At 60.6% G+C, this 17,082-nt stretch carries 14 protein-coding genes; all 14 read right to left on the reverse strand.

Annotation, left to right across the window (positions count from 1 at the left end; genetic code table 11):
* Positions 1-29 precede the first annotated feature (29 nt).
* Entirely contained in the window at positions 30-1,493 is a 1,464-nt protein-coding gene (gene nuoN / locus CAG02_RS23110; protein WP_085712396.1) for an NADH-quinone oxidoreductase subunit NuoN, read from the reverse strand.
* A 7-nt stretch (positions 1,494-1,500) separates the two neighbouring features.
* Positions 1,501-3,033, reverse strand: coding sequence for an NADH-quinone oxidoreductase subunit M (nuoM, locus tag CAG02_RS23115; RefSeq protein WP_007951464.1), 1,533 nt, complete (start codon positions 3,031-3,033; stop codon positions 1,501-1,503).
* Between the two features lie 39 nt (positions 3,034-3,072).
* Positions 3,073-4,926 carry an NADH-quinone oxidoreductase subunit L gene (gene nuoL / locus CAG02_RS23120; protein ID WP_085712395.1) on the reverse strand — a complete coding sequence of 618 codons (1,854 nt, stop codon included), beginning with the start codon at positions 4,924-4,926 and terminating at the stop codon, positions 3,073-3,075.
* Positions 4,923-5,231: an NADH-quinone oxidoreductase subunit NuoK gene (gene nuoK / locus CAG02_RS23125; RefSeq protein WP_003180046.1), complete on the reverse strand. Its 309-nt coding sequence runs from the start codon at positions 5,229-5,231 to the stop codon at positions 4,923-4,925. The genes nuoL and nuoK overlap by 4 nt, the downstream gene beginning before the upstream one ends.
* 3 nt (positions 5,232-5,234) lie before the next feature.
* Positions 5,235-5,735 (reverse strand): NADH-quinone oxidoreductase subunit J, encoded by a 501-nt coding sequence (nuoJ, locus tag CAG02_RS23130; protein ID WP_085690004.1) that lies wholly within the window; start codon positions 5,733-5,735, stop codon positions 5,235-5,237.
* A gap of 9 nt (positions 5,736-5,744) precedes the next feature.
* Positions 5,745-6,293 carry an NADH-quinone oxidoreductase subunit NuoI gene (nuoI, locus tag CAG02_RS23135; protein ID WP_085712394.1) on the reverse strand — a complete coding sequence of 183 codons (549 nt, stop codon included), beginning with the start codon at positions 6,291-6,293 and terminating at the stop codon, positions 5,745-5,747.
* A gap of 11 nt (positions 6,294-6,304) precedes the next feature.
* Positions 6,305-7,312, reverse strand: a complete 1,008-nt coding sequence (nuoH, locus tag CAG02_RS23140) for an NADH-quinone oxidoreductase subunit NuoH (protein WP_007951460.1) — start codon at positions 7,310-7,312, stop codon at positions 6,305-6,307.
* Positions 7,309-10,023, reverse strand: coding sequence for an NADH-quinone oxidoreductase subunit NuoG (nuoG, locus tag CAG02_RS23145; protein ID WP_085712393.1), 2,715 nt, complete (start codon positions 10,021-10,023; stop codon positions 7,309-7,311). Before nuoG ends, nuoH begins: the two co-directional genes overlap by 4 nt.
* A gap of 138 nt (positions 10,024-10,161) precedes the next feature.
* On the reverse strand, positions 10,162-11,517 hold the full coding sequence (nuoF, locus tag CAG02_RS23150; RefSeq protein ID WP_085712392.1) for an NADH-quinone oxidoreductase subunit NuoF: 1,356 nt from the start codon (positions 11,515-11,517) through the stop codon (positions 10,162-10,164).
* Positions 11,514-12,011: an NADH-quinone oxidoreductase subunit NuoE gene (gene nuoE / locus CAG02_RS23155; protein ID WP_003223804.1), complete on the reverse strand. Its 498-nt coding sequence runs from the start codon at positions 12,009-12,011 to the stop codon at positions 11,514-11,516. Before nuoE ends, nuoF begins: the two co-directional genes overlap by 4 nt.
* A gap of 2 nt (positions 12,012-12,013) precedes the next feature.
* On the reverse strand, positions 12,014-13,798 hold the full coding sequence (gene nuoC / locus CAG02_RS23160) for an NADH-quinone oxidoreductase subunit C/D (RefSeq protein WP_085712391.1): 1,785 nt from the start codon (positions 13,796-13,798) through the stop codon (positions 12,014-12,016).
* 70 nt (positions 13,799-13,868) lie between these two features.
* Positions 13,869-14,543, reverse strand: a complete 675-nt coding sequence (locus CAG02_RS23165) for an NADH-quinone oxidoreductase subunit B family protein (RefSeq protein ID WP_007951456.1) — start codon at positions 14,541-14,543, stop codon at positions 13,869-13,871.
* A 10-nt stretch (positions 14,544-14,553) separates the two neighbouring features.
* The gene (locus CAG02_RS23170; RefSeq protein ID WP_003223812.1) at positions 14,554-14,967 is read right to left on the reverse strand and encodes an NADH-quinone oxidoreductase subunit A; all 414 of its coding nucleotides are present in this window, start codon (positions 14,965-14,967) and stop codon (positions 14,554-14,556) included.
* Positions 14,968-15,512: 545 nt separating this feature from the next.
* A complete protein-coding gene (gene aceA / locus CAG02_RS23175) occupies positions 15,513-16,838 on the reverse strand; it encodes an isocitrate lyase (protein ID WP_011334956.1) in 1,326 nt (441 codons plus the stop codon).
* Positions 16,839-17,082: the final 244 nt, after the last annotated feature.

The following is a 17,082-nucleotide window of genomic DNA, read 5'->3' on the forward strand; positions in this document are numbered from 1 at the left end:
TTCTGTTTGTAGCCATTCCAGCAGGGTAATCAGCCCGCCAGGCCCGCCTGCTGAACCAGGGTCAGCAATGGTTGCGGGTACACACCGAGGAAGAACGCGACCACGGCGATGGCCAGCAGCATTACGCCGCCTGCCTTCTGTTCCCAGTGCAGCTGGGCATCGTGGCGGCGCAGGTTCGGTTCGATCAGGTACAGGGTGACCATCACGCGCAGGTAGTAGAACACGCCGATGGCGCTGCCCAGTACCAGCGAACCGACCAGCCACCATTGGTGCGACTCGACACCGGTAGCGATGATGTAGAACTTGCCGATGAAGCCAGCGGTCAGCGGGATACCGGCCAGGGACAGCATCATCACGGTCAGTACGGCGGTCAGGTACGGACGGCGCCAGAACAGGCCGCGGTACTCGTACAGCGCATCCGCGTCGCGGCCGTTGTACGGCGAGGACATCAGGGTGATCACGCCGAAGGCGCCGAGGCTGGTGATCACGTAGGTGACCAGGTACACGCCGATGGCTTCCACCGCCAGACCCTTGCTCGCCACCAGTGCGATCAGCAGATAGCCGAAGTGCGCGATGGAGGAGTAACCGAGCAGACGCTTGAGGTTGCTCTGGGTCAGGGCCAGCAGGTTACCGAACAGGATCGAGGCGATGGCGATGATGGTCAGCACGTTGCTCAGAACACCACTGCTTGCGGCAGGGGAGATCTGGAACAGACGAACCATTACCGCGAACACAGCCACTTTCGACGCGGTGGCGAGGAACGCGGCCACCGGTGCCGGAGCACCTTCGTACACGTCCGGCGTCCACAGGTGGAACGGTACCAGCGACAGCTTGAACGCCAGACCGATCAGCATCATGCCCAGGCCCAGTTGCGCCAGTGAGCTTGGCAGGTTGGTGGTGGCCAGTGCCTGACCGATACCGACGAAGCTCAGGGAACCCGAGTCTGCGTACAGCAGTGCCATACCGAACAACAGGAACGCCGAACCGGCGGCCGACAGCACCATGTATTTGATGCCGGCTTCCAGCGAACGCTTGTTGAAGAACGCGTAGGCCACCAGACCGTAGACCGGCACCGACAGCAGTTCCAGACCGATGAACAAGCCGGCCAGGTGCTGCGCGCTGACCAGAACCAGGCCACCGGCGGCGGCCATCAGGATCAGCAGGTACAGTTCTTCACGGTTGCCCGGGTAACCCGAACCGCCATCGCCGAGGTAGGCGTGGGCGAGGGTGACACAAGCGAGGGTGGCGACCAGGATCAGCGCCATGTACAGGCAGGCAAAGGTGTCGATCTGCAGCAATGGAGTCACGGCCAGAGGCGCGACTTTCAGGGCCGGCAGGATCGACAGCAAGGCCAGGTTCAGACCCGCCACCGAAATCAGGAAGGTCTGCGAGTGGTTGCGGCGCCAGGCGATTGCCAGCATCACCACGATAATGGTGAGGCTGGTGATCAACAGTGGCGCTAGCGCAATAAAGTGTTGAATCGTGAATTCCATAGCGCTCTTACCGGGCCGAAGCGAGTTGAGTGAAGGCGGTGCCGAGCCACTGCTGTACGCCATGCATCGTGGCGGCAGAAGTGTCGAGGAACGGTTGCGGGTAGACGCCGAGGTAAATCAGCAGCACCGCAAGGCCCAGCACCATGATCAGTTCGCGACCGTCCATGCCGTGCAGGATCGAATCCGATTTGGACGGACCGAAGTAGGCACGGTGGATCATGATCAGCGAGTAGACCGAACCGAACACCAGACCGGAGGTGGCAATCGCGGTGATCCATGGCGCACTGGCGAAAGTACCGATCAGGATCAGGAACTCGCCGACGAAGTTACCGGTGCCCGGCAGACCCAGCGAGGCGGCTGCGAAGAACAGGCTGATCGCCGGCAGGTAAGCGATACGCGACCACAGACCGCCCATCTCACGCATGTCGCGAGTGTGCAGGCGCTCGTACAGCTGACCGCTGAGGATAAACAGTGCCGCCGCCGACAGACCGTGGGCCAGCATCTGGATCACTGCACCTTGCAGCGCCAGTTGGCTGCCGGAGTAGATGCCGATCAGTACGAAGCCCATGTGGGAAACGGACGAGAAGGCGATCAGACGCTTGATGTCGGTTTGCGCGAACGCCAGGAACGCACCGTAGAAGATCCCGATCAGACCGAGGGTCATGGCGATCGGCGCGAACTCGGCCGAGGCGTTCGGGAACAGCGGCAGGGCGAAACGCAGCAGACCGTAGGCCGCGGTTTTCAGCAAGATACCGGCGAGGTCGACGGAACCTGCGGTCGGTGCCTGGGCGTGAGCGTCAGGCAGCCAGGAGTGGAACGGAACCACCGGCAATTTGACCGCGAAGGCGATGAAGAAGCCGAGCATCAGGATGTACTCGGTGGTCATCGACATCTTGGTCTTCAACAGGTCGGCGTAGTTGAAGGTAATCACGCCGGTGCTGTTGTAGTTGACCAGTACCAGACCCAGGATCGCCACCAGCATGATCAGGCCGGAAGCCTGAGTGAAGATGAAGAACTTGGTCGCCGCGTAGATACGGGTTTTCTTGCCGTCCGAAGAACTGTGACCCCAGAGCGCGATGAGGAAGTACATCGGCACCAGCATCATTTCCCAGAAGAAGAAGAACATGAACAGGTCGAGGGCGAGGAACACGCCGACAACACCGCCCAGGATCCACATCAGGTTCAGGTGGAAGAAGCCAACGTGACGCTGGATTTCTTTCCACGAGCAGAGTACCGACAGGATACCCAGCAGACCGGTCAGCAGGATCATCAGCAACGACAGGCCGTCGAGGGCCAGGTGCACGTTGATGCCGAAGCGCTGGATCCAGACGTGCTTGAACTCAAGCGCCCAGGTCGGATCGGCGCCAGGCGCCGGAGCAAATGAATAGTCACCGTGGGCCCACAGCCAGAGGCCGAGGGCGAGTTCCAGGGTCATGGTCAACAGCGCAATCCAGCGGGGGAGGGTAGCGCCGAAGCGCTCACCCATCCAGCACAGCAGGCCGCCGATGAAGGGGATCAGGATTAGCCAAGGCAGAATCATGACGGGCTCGTTTCCTTTCGCAAATTCGCAAGGTTCATATCAGACCGCTACCAGCACGACAGCGCCGATTACCAGTACGGCACCAGCAGCCATCGAAGCAGCGTACCAACGCAGTTGACCGGTTTCGGTACGGCTCAGGGCGGTGTGACCCCCCTTGGCCATGCGCGGGATCAGACCGATGGTCTGGTCGAGCGGGTCTTTGCGCAGCATGTGGCTGATCGCAAGGTACGGCTTCACGAACAGTTTGTCGTAGATCCAGTCGAAGCCCCAGGCAGCGAACCACCAGGCCGAAAGGAGACGGCCGATGCCGCTGTTGGCGATCGCGGTCACGAAGCGACGCTTGCCGAGGAACAGCAGGGCCGCCAGCAGGATACCGGCCAGGGCGATGGCGCCCGAGGCGATTTCCAGACTGTGCTTGGCTTCGCCACCGGCATGGCCAACGCTCTCAGGCAGTACGCCGTGCAGCGGTGGAACGATCATGGCGCCGACGAAAGTCGACAGCACAATCAGCACCGACAGTGGCAGCCAGTGAGCGATGCCGTGACCGGCGTGGGCTTCGGTCTTGGCTTCACCGTGGAACGCGATGAAGATCAGGCGGAAGGTGTACAGCGAGGTCATGAACGCACCGACCAGACCGGCGTACAACAGACCGTTGTGGCCGCTGGCGAACGCTTCCCAGAGGATTTCGTCCTTGGAGTAGAAACCTGCGGTCACCAGCGGCAGGGCGGCCAGGGCGGCACCACCGACGATGAAGCTGGCGTAGGCCAGCGGCAGTTTCTTCCACAGGCCGCCCATCTTGAAGATGTTCTGCTCGTGGTGGCAGGCAACGATCACCGCACCGGAAGCAAGGAACAGCAGGGCCTTGAAGAAGGCGTGGGTCATCAGGTGGAAGATCGCGCCTTCCCAGGCACCAACGCCCAGCGCCAGGAACATGTAGCCGATCTGGCTCATGGTCGAGTAGGCGAGGATACGTTTGATGTCGGTTTGCACCAGTGCCGCGAAACCGGCCAGCACCAGGGTCACACCACCAACGATGCCGACCAGGTGCAGGATGTCCGGCGCCAGGGCGAACAGACCGTGGGTACGGGCGATCAGGTAGACACCCGCAGTAACCATCGTTGCAGCGTGGATCAGTGCCGAAACCGGGGTAGGACCGGCCATCGCATCCGCAAGCCAGGTCTGCAGCGGCAGTTGAGCCGATTTACCGACCGCACCACCCAGCAGCATCAGGGTTGCCAGCACGATCCAGAAATCGCCGACCTTGAAGTGCTCAGGCGCCTTCACCAGCAGTTCCTGGACGTTCAGCGTGCCCAGTTGCTGGAACAGGATGAACAGACCGATCGCCATGAACACGTCGCCGATACGGGTGACGATGAAGGCTTTCAGTGCGGCGTTACCGTTGTTGCGGTTGCTGTAGTAGAAACCGATCAACAGGTACGAGCACAGGCCCACGCCTTCCCAACCGAAGTAGATGAACAGCAGGTTATCGCCCAGGACCAGGAACAGCATGCTGGCGATAAACAGGTTGGTGTAGGCGAAGAAGCGCGAGTAACCGGCTTCACCGCGCATGTACCAGGAAGCGAACAGGTGGATCAGGAAACCCACGCCGACCACCACACCGAGCATGGTCACGGACAGGCCGTCCAGGTACAGGGCGAAGTTAGGCTGGAAGCCTTCCACCGAGATCCACTTCCACAGTACGTGGACGTACACGCCACCTTCCGGTGGAGCGACGTTGAACTGCCAGATCACGTAGGCCGCGACGATGGCAGACAGGCCGATGGAGCCGACACCGATCAGCGCCGACAGGTTTTCCGAGAGGCGGCCGCGCGAGAACGACAGCAACAGGAACCCGATCAGAGGGAATACGAAAGTCAGAAAGAGTAGGTTCATCCGCGCATCTCACTGGCAGCGTCGATATCGAGCGTGTGGAAGCGGCGATACAGTTGCAGCAGGATCGCCAGGCCAATACTGGCTTCGGCGGCTGCCAGGCTGATCACCAGGATGAACATGATCTGTCCATCCGGTTGCGCCCAGCGGGCGCCCGCAACGATGAAGGCCAGTGCAGAGGCGTTCATCATCACTTCCAGACTCATCAACACGAACAAAATGTTGCGGCGGACCATCAGGCCGACCAGACCAAGGCAGAACAGGATGCCGGCAACGGCTAATCCATGTTCGAGAGGGATAGCAGGCATGTCTTACTCCTTCGCCTCGTTACGGCCCAAATGGAACGCCGTGACGGCTGCAGCGAGCAGCAGCATCGAGGCGAGTTCGACCACCAGTAGGTACGGACCGAACAGGCTGATGCCCACGGCTTTCGCGTCCACGGTGGTTTGACCGATGGCCTGACCGCTCTGGTGAGCGAACAGCACATACAGCAGTTCGGCCAGCAGCAGGGCGGCGAGAATCACCGGTCCTGCCCAGATGCCGGGCTTGAGCCAGGTGCGTTCCTGCTGAACCGAGGCCGGGCCCAGGTTCAGCATCATCACCACGAACACGAACAGCACCATGATGGCGCCGGCGTAGGCGATCACTTCCAGCACGCCGGCGAACGGAGCGCCGAGGGCGAAGAAGGTCATGGCCACGGAGATCAGCGAAATGATCAGGTAGAGCAGGGCGTGCACAGGATTGGTGTTGGTAACCACACGCAGTGTGGACACAACAGCGATACCCGATGCGAAATAGAAAGCGAATTCCATCGTTCTTCCTTAAGGCAGCAAGCTCTTCACGTTGATCGGCTCGGCTTCGTTTTGTGCGGCGCCTTTCGGCTTGCCCGCAACGGCCATACCTGCAACACGATAGAAGTTGTAATCAGGGTTTTTGCCGGGGCCGGAGATCAGCAGATCTTCTTTCTCGTACACCAGGTCCTGACGTTTGAACTCGGCCATCTCGAAATCCGGCGTCAGCTGGATCGCGGTGGTCGGGCAGGCTTCCTCGCAGAGACCGCAGAAAATGCAGCGCGAGAAGTTGATACGGAAGAAGTCCGGGTACCAGCGACCGTCTTCGGTTTCAGCTTTCTGTAGCGAGATGCAACCCACCGGGCATGCCACGGCGCACAGGTTGCAGGCTACGCAGCGTTCTTCGCCATCGGGGTCACGGGTCAGGACGATACGGCCACGGTAGCGTGGCGGCAGGTAGACCGGCTCTTCCGGGTATTGCAGGGTGTCGCGCTTGCGAAAGCCATGACCGAAGATCATGACCAGGCTGCGCAACTGGGTACCGGTACCCTTAATGATGTCGCCAATATATTTGAACATGGGTCAAATCCTCACTGAACCGCAACTGCAGGCGTGTTCCACAACACGATTGCAGCGGTCACCAGCAAATTGATCAGGGTCAGTGGCAGGCAGAATTTCCAGCTGAAGTCCATCACCTGGTCATAACGCGGACGCGGGATAGATGCGCGCAGCAGGATGAACAGCATGATGAAGAACGCGGTCTTCAGTGCGAACCAGACGAAGGACAGTTGCGGCAGGATGCCGAACGGACCGTGCCAGCCACCGAAGAACAGGGTGACCAACAGCGCCGAGATCAGGATGATGCCGATGTATTCACCGACGAAGAACATGCCCCATTTCATGCCGGCGTATTCAATGTGGTAACCGTCGGCCAGTTCCTGTTCCGCTTCCGGCTGGTCGAACGGGTGACGGTGAGTCACGGCCACGCCAGCGATGAAGAAGGTACAGAAGCCGAAGAACTGCGGAATGATGAACCACAGGTTCTGCGCCTGGTACTCGACGATGTCGCGCATGTTGAACGAGCCGACCTGCACCACGATGCCCATCAGGGCCAGGCCCATGAATACTTCGTAGGACACGGTCTGTGCCGAGGCACGCAAGCTGCCCAGCAGGGCGAACTTGTTGTTGCTCGACCAGCCGGCGAACAGCACCGCGTAGACCGACAGACCGGCCATGGCGAAGAAGAACAGCAGGCCGATGTTCAGATCCGCCACGCCCCAGGTCGGGGTGATCGGGATGATCGCGAACGCGATCAGCAGGGCGGACATGGCCACCACCGGTGCCAGGGTGAAGATCACCTTGTCGGCAAACGGCGGGGTCCAGTCTTCCTTGAAGAACATCTTCAGCATGTCGGCAGCGATCTGGAACATGCCGAACGGACCAACGCGGTTCGGACCGTAACGGTCCTGCCACCAGCCCAGCAGGCGACGCTCGACAAAGCTGAGCAACGCGCCTGCGACCACAACGGCCAGCAGGATCACGATGGCTTTGATGACCGTCAGGATCACATCGATCACTTCAGGGGTGAACCAGGTCATTGCGCTGCCTCCTGCAGACCATCAACGGATACGCCGGCGAATGCCGGTGGAATGCCGGCGATGCCCGCAGGCAATGCCACCAGACCTGCGCCCAGCTCTTCATTGATGCGCAGCGGCAGACGCAGGGTCTGGCCGGCAACGTTGAGGCTCAGCAGTGCGCCGTCGTTGACGCCCAGGCGATCGGCTTCGGACTTGGCCAGAGCAACGTAGGCCGCCGGGATGCGTTCCTGAACCGGAGCGGCTTTCGAAGAGTTCTCTTCGCTGCCGAACAGGTGGAAGAACGGCACGGCTTGCCAGGTGCCCGGCGCCGGGTTGAATGCACGTGGCGCGGCGGCGAACCAGTTCAGCGAATCACCGGTGCTTTCGATCAGACGAGTGCCTGGATCGCCAGCGCGCAGGTGACCACCGACTTCGTCCTGGAACTTGTTCCAGGCTTGCGGCGAGTTCCAGCCCGGCGACCATGCAAAAGGAACCTGCTGACGCGGTTCGGCGGAACCCGAGTAACCTTCCATGGAGAAGGCGAACGCGGTGTCCTTGTCTTGCGGGGTGCGCGGTTCGTGAACGCTGATGTCGGCACGCATTGCGGTGCGACCGGAATAACGCAACGGCTCACGTGCCAGTTTCAGACCCTTGATGCGGAACGAAGCGGACGGCGCCGCGTCGACGATACGGGCCAGTTGCGCGGTGCTCGAAGCAACGGCAGCGGTCACGTGGTCGAGTTGCGTCCAGTCGATCGGCTGGTTCAGCAGGGTGGCGCGCAGGGCGTGCAGCCAGCGCCAGCCTTCGTGGACCAGAATGCTCGCGTCCATGTATTGCGGGTCGAAAACCTGGAAGAAGCGCTGGGCGCGACCTTCCTGGCTGACCAGCGTACCGTCGCCTTCAGCGAAGCTGGCAGCTGGCAGGACCAGATGCGCGCGGTCGCTGGTGGCAGTCTTCTGGTGGTCGGCAACGATCACTGTTTTCGCAGCGTTCAGTGCCGCATCGACCTTGGCTTTCGAGGTGCGGGTGTACAGATCGTTTTCCAGCACGACGATGGCGTCGGCCTTGCCGTCGATCACGGCTTGCAGCGCGGCGTCAACCGATTCACCACCGAGCATGGCCAGACCGAGGCTGTTGGCTTCCGGCACGATCAGGCTGATCGAGCCGTTCTTCTCGCGCAGCTTAAGGGCTTTGGCGATGTTCGCCGCGGCTTCGATCAAGGCTTTGGAGCCCAGCGAAGTACCGGCGATGATCAGCGGGCGCTTGGCGGCGAGCAGGGCGTCGGCGATGCGCTTGGCCAGTTCCAGGGCTTCGGCGTCCAGACCTTCGACGGCCGGTGCGCTGGCGTCCAGGGCGTGAGCCACGGCGAAACCGATGCGGGCCAGATCGTCAGGAGCGGCGTGTACACACTCTTCGGCGATGTCGTCGAGCTTGGTTTCAGCCAGGCTGGCGATGAACAGCGGGTTCAGTTCGTGCTGACCGATGTTCTTCACCGCAGCGTCGAGCCAAGGCTGGACGCGCATGGCTTCGGCCATGTCTTCGGCCTTGCCTTTTACCGACTGACGCAGGGCCAGGGCCATGCGGGCGGCGGTCTGGGTCAGGTCTTCACCGAGGACGAACACGGCGTCGTGGTCTTCGATGTCGCGCATGTTCGGCACTGGCAGCGGGCTGTCTTTCAGCACTTGCAGGACCAGACGGATGCGTTCCAGCTCGGAGGCTTCGATACCGGAGTAGAAGTGCTCGGCGCCCACCAGTTCACGCAACGCATAGTTGCTTTCCAGGCTGGCACGCGGCGAACCGATACCGACGATGTTGCGACCGCGCAGCAGGTCGGCGGCTTTGTCCAGCGCGTCGTCCAGGCTCAGCTTGGTGCCGTCGGCCAGCAGCGGCTGACGTGGACGGTCGGTGCGGTTGACGTAGCCATAACCGAAACGGCCACGGTCGCACAGGAAGTACTGGTTCACCGAACCGTTGTAACGGTTTTCGATGCGACGCAGTTCGCCGTAACGCTCGCCCGGGGAGATGTTGCAACCGCTGGAGCAGCCATGGCAGATGCTCGGCGAGAACTGCATGTCCCATTTGCGGTTGTAGCGCTCGGAGTGAGTCTTGTCGGTGAACACACCGGTCGGGCAGACCTCGGTGAGGTTGCCGGAGAACTCGCTTTCGAGGGTGCCGTCTTCAACGCGACCGAAGTACACGTTGTCGTGGGCACCGTACACACCGAGGTCGGTGCCGCCGGCGTAGTCCTTGTAGAAACGCACGCAGCGGTAGCAGGCGATGCAGCGGTTCATTTCGTGGGAAATGAACGGGCCCAGTTGCTGGTTCTGGTGGGTGCGCTTGGTGAAGCGATAACGGCGCTCGTTGTGGCCGGTCATCACGGTCATGTCTTGCAGGTGGCAGTGACCGCCTTCCTCGCACACAGGGCAGTCGTGCGGGTGGTTGGTCATCAGCCATTCGACGACACTGGCGCGGAACGCCTTGGATTCTTCATCGTCGATGGAGATCCAGGTGTTGTCGGTGGCCGGGGTCATGCAGGACATGACGATGCGACCACGGGTGTCGTTCTCGTCGGTGTACTGCTTGACCGCGCACTGGCGGCAGGCCCCGACGCTACCAAGCGCGGGGTGCCAGCAGAAATAAGGGATGTCGAGGCCCAGCGACAGACATGCCTGTAACAGGTTGTCTGCCCCGTCGACTTCGAGCGCTTTGCCGTCTACGTGGATAGTGGCCATGGTTCAAAGGTCTTCGTTGGCCCGGTGTCAGCGGGCGTGGCTAATGGAATCTTGTTATCCGTCCGAATCCAGTCAGCCCCGAAAGGCGTCATCGGACGAAAGGCGAAGGGCACGGACCCTTCGCCTTTTTTTAAGCGTTTACGCGCCGACTACAATCGGCTTCGCCAGATGCGGGACGGCGGCGCTTGCAGGCGCGATACCGGCTTCGAACTCTGGACGGAAGTATTTGATGGCACTGCCCAACGGCTCCACGGCACCCGGTGCGTGAGCACAGAAGGTCTTGCCCGGGCCGAGGAAGTTGACGAGACCCAGCAGGGTCTCGATGTCGCCCGGCTGGCCACGGCCTTGTTCGATGGCCATCAGCAGCTTGACGCTCCATGGCAGGCCATCACGGCAAGGGGTGCAGAAACCGCAGGATTCGCGAGCGAAGAACTGCTCCATGTTGCGCAGCAGGGACACCATGTTGACGCTGTCGTCCACCGCCATGGCCAGGCCGGTACCCATACGGGTGCCCACCTTGGCGATGCCGCCGGCGTACATTTGTGCGTCGAGGTGTTCCGGCAACAGGAAACCGGTACCGGCGCCGCCTGGCTGCCAGGCCTTGAGCTTGTAGCCGTCGCGCATGCCGCCGGCGTAGTCTTCGAACAGCTCGCGGCCGGTCACGCCGAACGGCAGTTCCCACAGACCAGGGTTCTTGACCTTGCCGGAGAAGCCCATGAGCTTGGTGCCCATGTCTTCGCTGCCGTCGCGGGCCAACGATTTGTACCAGTCCACGCCGTCGGCAATGATCGCCGGCACGTTGCACAGGGTTTCAACGTTGTTCACGCAGGTCGGCTTGCCCCACACGCCAACGGCGGCAGGGAAGGGCGGTTTGGAGCGCGGGTTGGCGCGGCGGCCTTCGAGGGAGTTGATCAGTGCGGTTTCTTCACCGCAGATGTAACGCCCGGCGCCGGTGTGGACGAACAGCTCGAAATCGAAGCCGCTGCCCAGGATGTTCTTGCCCAGCAGGCCCGCAGCCTTGGCTTCTTCCACGGCACGGTTCAGGTGCTTGGCGGCGGTGGTGTACTCGCCACGCAGGAAGATGTAGCCACGGTAGGTTTTCAGCGCGCGGGCGCTGATCAGCATGCCTTCGATCAGCAGATGGGGCAGTTGCTCCATCAGCATGCGGTCTTTCCAGGTGTTCGGCTCCATTTCATCCGCGTTGCACAGCAGGTAGCGGATGTTGATGGATTCGTCCTTGGGCATCAGGCCCCACTTCACGCCAGTGGGGAAGCCTGCACCGCCGCGACCCTTGAGGCCGGCGTCTTTCACGGTCTGGACGATGGCGTCCTGATCCATGTCGGCGAAGGCTTTGCGCGCAGCGGCGTAACCGTTCTTGGCCTGGTATTCGTCGAGCCATACGGCTTCGCCGTCGTCACGCAGGCGCCAGGTCAGCGGGTGAGTCTCGGCCGAACGCTGGATGCGGTTGGCCGGACCGAAAGAAGTCAGGGTCATACGTAGCCCTCGAGCAGTTTGGCGACGCCGGCAGGCTGGACATCGCCAAAGGTGTCGTCATCGATCATCAGCGCCGGTGCCTTGTCGCAGTTGCCGAGGCAGCAGACCGGCAGCAGGGTGAAACGACCGTCGGCGGTGGTCTGCCCCAGGCCGATACCCAGGTTGTTCTGGATTTCGCTGACCACCGACTCGTGGCCGCCGATGTAGCAGACCATGCTGTCGCAGACGCGAATGATGTGACGGCCGACCGGCTGACGGAAGATCTGGCTGTAGAACGTGGCCACGCCTTCAACGTCGCTGGCCGGGATGCCGAGGATCTCGCCGATGGCGTACAGGGCGCCGTCGGGCACCCAGCCGCGTTCCTTCTGGACGATTTTCAGGGCTTCGATCGACGCCGCGCGCGGGTCTTCGTAGTGATGCAGCTCGTGCTCGATGGCCGAGCGCTCGGTTTCACTCAAGGTGAAACGGTCTGTCTGGATAAGCGTGCTGTTCATGCTTAGCGGTCCACGTCGGCCATAACGAAGTCGATACTACCCAGGTACGCAATCAGGTCCGCGACCATGCTGCCTTTGATCACCGAAGGGATCTGCTGCAGGTGGGCGAAGCTCGGAGTACGGATCCGGGTACGGTAGCTCATGGTGCCGCCGTCGCTCGTCAGGTAATAACTGTTGATGCCCTTGGTCGCTTCGATCATCTGGAAGGATTCGTTGGCCGGCATGACCGGGCCCCACGAAACTTGCAGGAAGTGCGTGATCAAGGTTTCGATGTGCTGCAGCGTGCGCTCTTTCGGCGGCGGCGTGGTCAGCGGGTGATCCGCCTTGTACGGGCCTTCCGGCATGTTGCGCAGGCACTGGTCGATGATCCTGACGCTCTGGCGCATCTCTTCGACGCGAACCATGCAGCGGTCGTAGGCATCGCCGTTGGCGGCCAGCGGCACTTCGAACTCGAAGTTCTCGTAGCCGGAGTATGGACGCGCTTTACGCAGGTCGAAGTCGCAACCGGTGGAACGCAGGCCGGCACCGGTGACGCCCCATTCCAGGGCCTCTTTGGTGTTGTACTGGGCAACGCCGATGGTACGACCCTTGAGGATGCTGTTCTGCAGGGCGGCCTTGGTGTATTCGTCGAGGCGCTTTGGCAGCCATTCAACGAAGTCTTTCACCAGTTTGTCCCAGCCGCGCGGCAGGTCGTGGGCGACGCCACCGATGCGGTACCAGGCCGGGTGCAGACGGAAGCCGGTGATGGCTTCGATCACCGTGTACGCCTTCTGGCGGTCGGTGAAGGTGAAGAACACCGGAGTCATTGCGCCGACGTCCTGGATGTAGGTACCCAGGAACAGCAGATGGCTGGTGATCCGGAAGAACTCGGCCATCATGATGCGGATGACGTCGACCTTCTCCGGCACCTTGATGCCGGCCAGCTTCTCGACCGAGAGCACGTACGGCAGGTTGTTCATCACGCCGCCGAGGTAGTCGATACGGTCGGTGTACGGAATGAAGCTGTGCCAGGACTGACGCTCGGCCATCTTCTCGGCGCCACGGTGGTGGTAGCCGATGTCCGGAACGCAGTCGACGATCTCTTCACCGTCCAGTTGCAGGATGATGCGGAACGCACCGTGAGCCGAAGGGTGGTTCGGACCCAGGTTGAGGAACATGTAGTCCTCGTTCGGGCCGGAACGCTTCATGCCCCAGTCTTCAGGGCGGAAGCGCGCGGCTTCTTCCTCGAGCTGTTGCTTGGCCAGGTTCAGGCTGAACGGATCGAATTCGGTGGCGCGCGCCGGGAAGTCCTTGCGCAGCGGGTGACCTTCCCAGGTCGGCGGCATCATGATGCGCGACAGGTGAGGGTGACCTTTGAAGTCGATGCCGTACATGTCCCAGACTTCACGCTCGTACCAGTTGGCGTTCGGCCAGATGCTGGTGACGGTCGGCAAGCTGAGGTCGCTCTCGGACAAGGCGACCTTGATCATCACGTCACTATTACGTTCCAGCGACATGAGGTGATAGAACACGGTGAAGTCGGCGCCCGATGGCAGCCCTTGACGCTTGGTGCGCAGACGCTCGTCCACGCCGTGCAAGTCATAGAGCATGACGTACGGCTTGGGCAGGTTGCGCAGGAAAGTCAGGACTTCAACGAGCTTGGCGCGGGCCACCCACAGCACCGGCATGCCGGTGCGGGTCGGCTGAGCGGTGAACGCTTCGGCGCCAAAACGGTTGTTCAGTTCGACGACCACATCCTGGTCGTCTGCCTTGTAAGGCGGGATGTACAGAGCACTGCCTGTAGTCATGGTTATTTTTTCGCTTTCGGTCAACGTAAAGAATGAAGCCAGCTTCTCGTTTCTTTGAAACAGATCTGGATCAGACTTCGTCAGGGCTACGCAGATTGGTGACTGCGATTCGCTGTTCGCGGCGCTGTTCCTTCTGCGAAGGCATGTCGGCGCGATAAACGCCTTGATCGCCAACGACCCAGGAAAGTGGGCGACGCTCCTGGCCAATGGATTCCTGCAACAGCATCAAGCCTTGCAGAAATGCTTCTGGACGGGGCGGGCAGCCAGGTACGTAGACGTCCACGGGCAGGAACTTGTCCACCCCTTGAACCACGGAGTAGATGTCGTACATGCCACCGGAGTTGGCGCACGAACCCATGGAGATAACCCATTTCGGCTCGAGCATCTGCTCGTAGAGACGCTGAATGATCGGCGCCATCTTGATGAAGCAGGTCCCGGCGATAACCATGAAGTCGGCCTGACGCGGTGATGCCCGGATAACTTCGGCGCCGAAGCGCGCGATGTCGTGGGGCGCCGTGAAGGCGGTGGTCATTTCCACGTAGCAGCACGAAAGACCGAAGTTGTACGGCCACAGGGAGTTCTTACGTCCCCAGTTGACCGCGCCACTCAGCACGTCTTCCAGCTTGCCCATGAAAATGTTTTTGTGGACTTGATCTTCTAACGGATCGGAAACGGTTTCCCGCTGGCCGATCGGATACTGCTCGTTAGGAGCATCGGGGTCGATTCTGGTGAGATTGTATTGCATTGCCAAAGCCTCATTGTTTCAGCTTCGCCTGCCGCTTGCGACGAGCTTCCGGAGCCCAGTCAAGGGCGCCCACTCGGAACAGGTAGACAAGACCTGCCAACAGAATTGCTATGAAAACGAGAGCTTCGACGAATCCGGTCCAGCCGCTTTCGCGGACGGACACAGACCATGCAAAGAGAAAGAGGGCTTCGATATCGAAGATCACGAACAGCATCGCGACCAGATAGAATTTGGCTGAGAGCCGCAAGCGGGCGCCACCGGTAGGTAGCATGCCGGACTCGAACGGTTCGTTTTTGCTGCGGCCCCAGGCTTTTGACCCGAGGAGGCTGGAGACGCCGAGCATGAAGGCACACAGGCCGACTACACCCAGAAGGAAAATGGCAAAGCCCCAGTTGTGGGCCATGAGTCCTGTCGCTTCGGGCATGCTGGAAATCCTTAACAGAGAGCAAAGGTCTCTGAGCTTGATAAAGAAATAAGGCAGTGACGATATGTCGCAGCAATCAATCGCGCTGATTTTATGGCTAAACACCCTGCAAGTAAAATTCCTATAGCGAAATTATTTATTGGAATAAGGACATAGCGCACCTCTATGGCCCTGTAGCCCATGCGTTGCGGGCATTAGCCGGGATTTCACGAATTATGTTTTGTAGGAAATGTAACGAACATAGTTGTCGCTAAATGATAATTAATATCGTTTGGAGTGGTTTTGTAACTGTTTAGCGATTGGGCAGTTGGGAAGTTGTCTTATATCCGCGTTACTGCAAGTAGCGGCGGCGCCCGTTTTAACCGATTTTTGTGACGCGGATACCGCTCTGGATCAATGTTTCGCCTGAAAGGCTGTGCCAGCTCTGGGGCGTTCAGCAGGTCGCAGGCAAAAAAAACGCCCCGAACCAGTCGGGGCGTCAGTCTTTCGGCTATGCGGTTAGCTTTCTATACGGTCCGCAAAGGCCGTTTACTCGGTGAAGTCGATCAGTGGAACTGTTCTTCTTCGGTCGAACCGGTCAGCGCGGTCACCGAGGACGTGCCACCCTGGATCACGGTGGTCATGTCGTCGAAGTAGCCGGTGCCCACTTCCTGCTGGTGAGCCACGAAGGTGTAACCCTTGGCGGCGTCAGCGAATTCCTGCTCCTGCAGCTTCACGTAGGCAGTCATGTCGTTGCGGGCGTAGTCGTGCGCCAGGTTGAACATGCTGTGCCACATGTTGTGAATGCCGGCCAGGGTGATGAACTGGTGCTTGTAACCCATGGCGGACAGTTCGCGCTGGAACTTGGCGATGGTCGCGTCGTCCAGGTTTTTCTTCCAGTTGAAGGAAGGCGAGCAGTTGTACGACAGGATCTGGTCCGGGTATTCCTTCTTGATCGCTTCAGCAAAGCGACGGGCTTCGTCCAGGTCTGGTTTAGCGGTTTCGCACCAGATCAGGTCGGCGTACGGCGCGTAGGCCAGGCCACGGGCGATTGCCTGGTCCAGGCCGGCACGCACCTTGTAGAAGCCTTCCTGAGTGCGGGTGCCGGTTACGAACGGCTGGTCGTACGGGTCGCAGTCGGAAGTCAGCAGGTCGGCAGCGTTGGCGTCGGTACGGGCCAGGATGATGGTCGGTACGCCGGCAACGTCGGCAGCCAGGCGAGCAGCGGTCAGCTTCTGCACGGCTTCCTGGGTTGGAACCAGTACCTTGCCGCCCATGTGGCCGCATTTCTTCACGGAAGCCAGCTGGTCTTCGAAGTGAACGCCGGCGGCGCCTGCTTCAATCATGCTCTTCATCAGCTCGTAGGCGTTCAGTACGCCGCCGAAACCGGCTTCAGCGTCAGCCACGATCGGCGCGAAGTAGTCGATGTAGCCTTCGTCGCCCGGGTTCTTGCCGGCTTTCCACTGGATCTGGTCGGCACGACGGAACGAGTTGTTGATGCGCTTGACCACGGTTGGAACCGAGTCCACCGGGTACAGCGACTGGTCCGGGTACATCGATTCTGCGGAGTTGTTGTCCGCAGCGACTTGCCAGCCCGACAGGTAGATCGCCTGGATACCGGCTTTGACCTGCTGTACAGCCTGGCCGCCGGTCAGGGCGCCCATGCAGTTGACGAAATCTTTCTCTGGGCGGAAAGACGGCTTGGCACCCTGGGTGACCAGGTTCCACAGCTTCTCGGCGCCCATTTTCGCAAAAGTGTGCTCTGGTTGAACCGAGCCACGCAGACGGACGACGTCAGCAGCGGAGTAATTGCGAGTCACGCCTTTCCAGCGCGGGTTTTCAGCCCAGTCTTTTTCAAGGGCTGCAATTTGCTGTTCGCGTGTCAGTGCCATGGAGATAAACCTCGTCGCGTCTTTATGAAAAGTTGTTCTGCGGTGGAAAATTCCTTGCGCTCGCTGACCAGAAGCTTAGGTGGTCAGGTCGGGTTCGGCGGGGCAGGCGACGGGATGAACGATGGGCTCGAGGGGAGGTGAGCAGGTAAAGGCGAACTGGCGGGCGCATTCGGGCGTCGTGGGCCTTTGTGCGAACTACAGTGTAAAGCCGGGTTACCTAATTACGCTTCCGTCCCTCGGGACA

The organism is Pseudomonas sp. R43(2017), assembly GCF_002112345.1.
Taxonomy (GTDB): Bacteria; Pseudomonadota; Gammaproteobacteria; order Pseudomonadales; family Pseudomonadaceae; genus Aquipseudomonas; species Aquipseudomonas kribbensis.

Coding starts and splice junctions, on each gene's coding strand:
- nuoL (WP_085712395.1), bottom strand. CDS start 4,926: ATGAACCTACTCTTTCTGACTTTCGTATTCCCTCTGATCGGGTTCCTG.
- aceA (WP_011334956.1), bottom strand. CDS start 16,838: ATGGCACTGACACGCGAACAGCAAATTGCAGCCCTTGAAAAAGACTGG.
- nuoF (WP_085712392.1), bottom strand. CDS start 11,517: ATGACCCTGACTTCTTTCGGTCCGGCCAACCGCATCCAGCGTTCGGCC.
- nuoJ (WP_085690004.1), bottom strand. CDS start 5,735: ATGGAATTCGCTTTCTATTTCGCATCGGGTATCGCTGTTGTGTCCACA.
- nuoM (WP_007951464.1), bottom strand. CDS start 3,033: ATGATTCTGCCTTGGCTAATCCTGATCCCCTTCATCGGCGGCCTGCTG.
- nuoC (WP_085712391.1), bottom strand. CDS start 13,798: ATGACTACAGGCAGTGCTCTGTACATCCCGCCTTACAAGGCAGACGAC.
- nuoN (WP_085712396.1), bottom strand. CDS start 1,493: ATGGAATTCACGATTCAACACTTTATTGCGCTAGCGCCACTGTTGATC.
- CAG02_RS23165 (WP_007951456.1), bottom strand. CDS start 14,543: ATGCAATACAATCTCACCAGAATCGACCCCGATGCTCCTAACGAGCAG.
- nuoH (WP_007951460.1), bottom strand. CDS start 7,312: ATGACCTGGTTCACCCCTGAAGTGATCGATGTGATCCTGACGGTCATC.
- CAG02_RS23170 (WP_003223812.1), bottom strand. CDS start 14,967: ATGCCCGAAGCGACAGGACTCATGGCCCACAACTGGGGCTTTGCCATT.
- nuoI (WP_085712394.1), bottom strand. CDS start 6,293: ATGTTCAAATATATTGGCGACATCATTAAGGGTACCGGTACCCAGTTG.
- nuoG (WP_085712393.1), bottom strand. CDS start 10,023: ATGGCCACTATCCACGTAGACGGCAAAGCGCTCGAAGTCGACGGGGCA.
- nuoE (WP_003223804.1), bottom strand. CDS start 12,011: ATGAACAGCACGCTTATCCAGACAGACCGTTTCACCTTGAGTGAAACC.
- nuoK (WP_003180046.1), bottom strand. CDS start 5,231: ATGCCTGCTATCCCTCTCGAACATGGATTAGCCGTTGCCGGCATCCTG.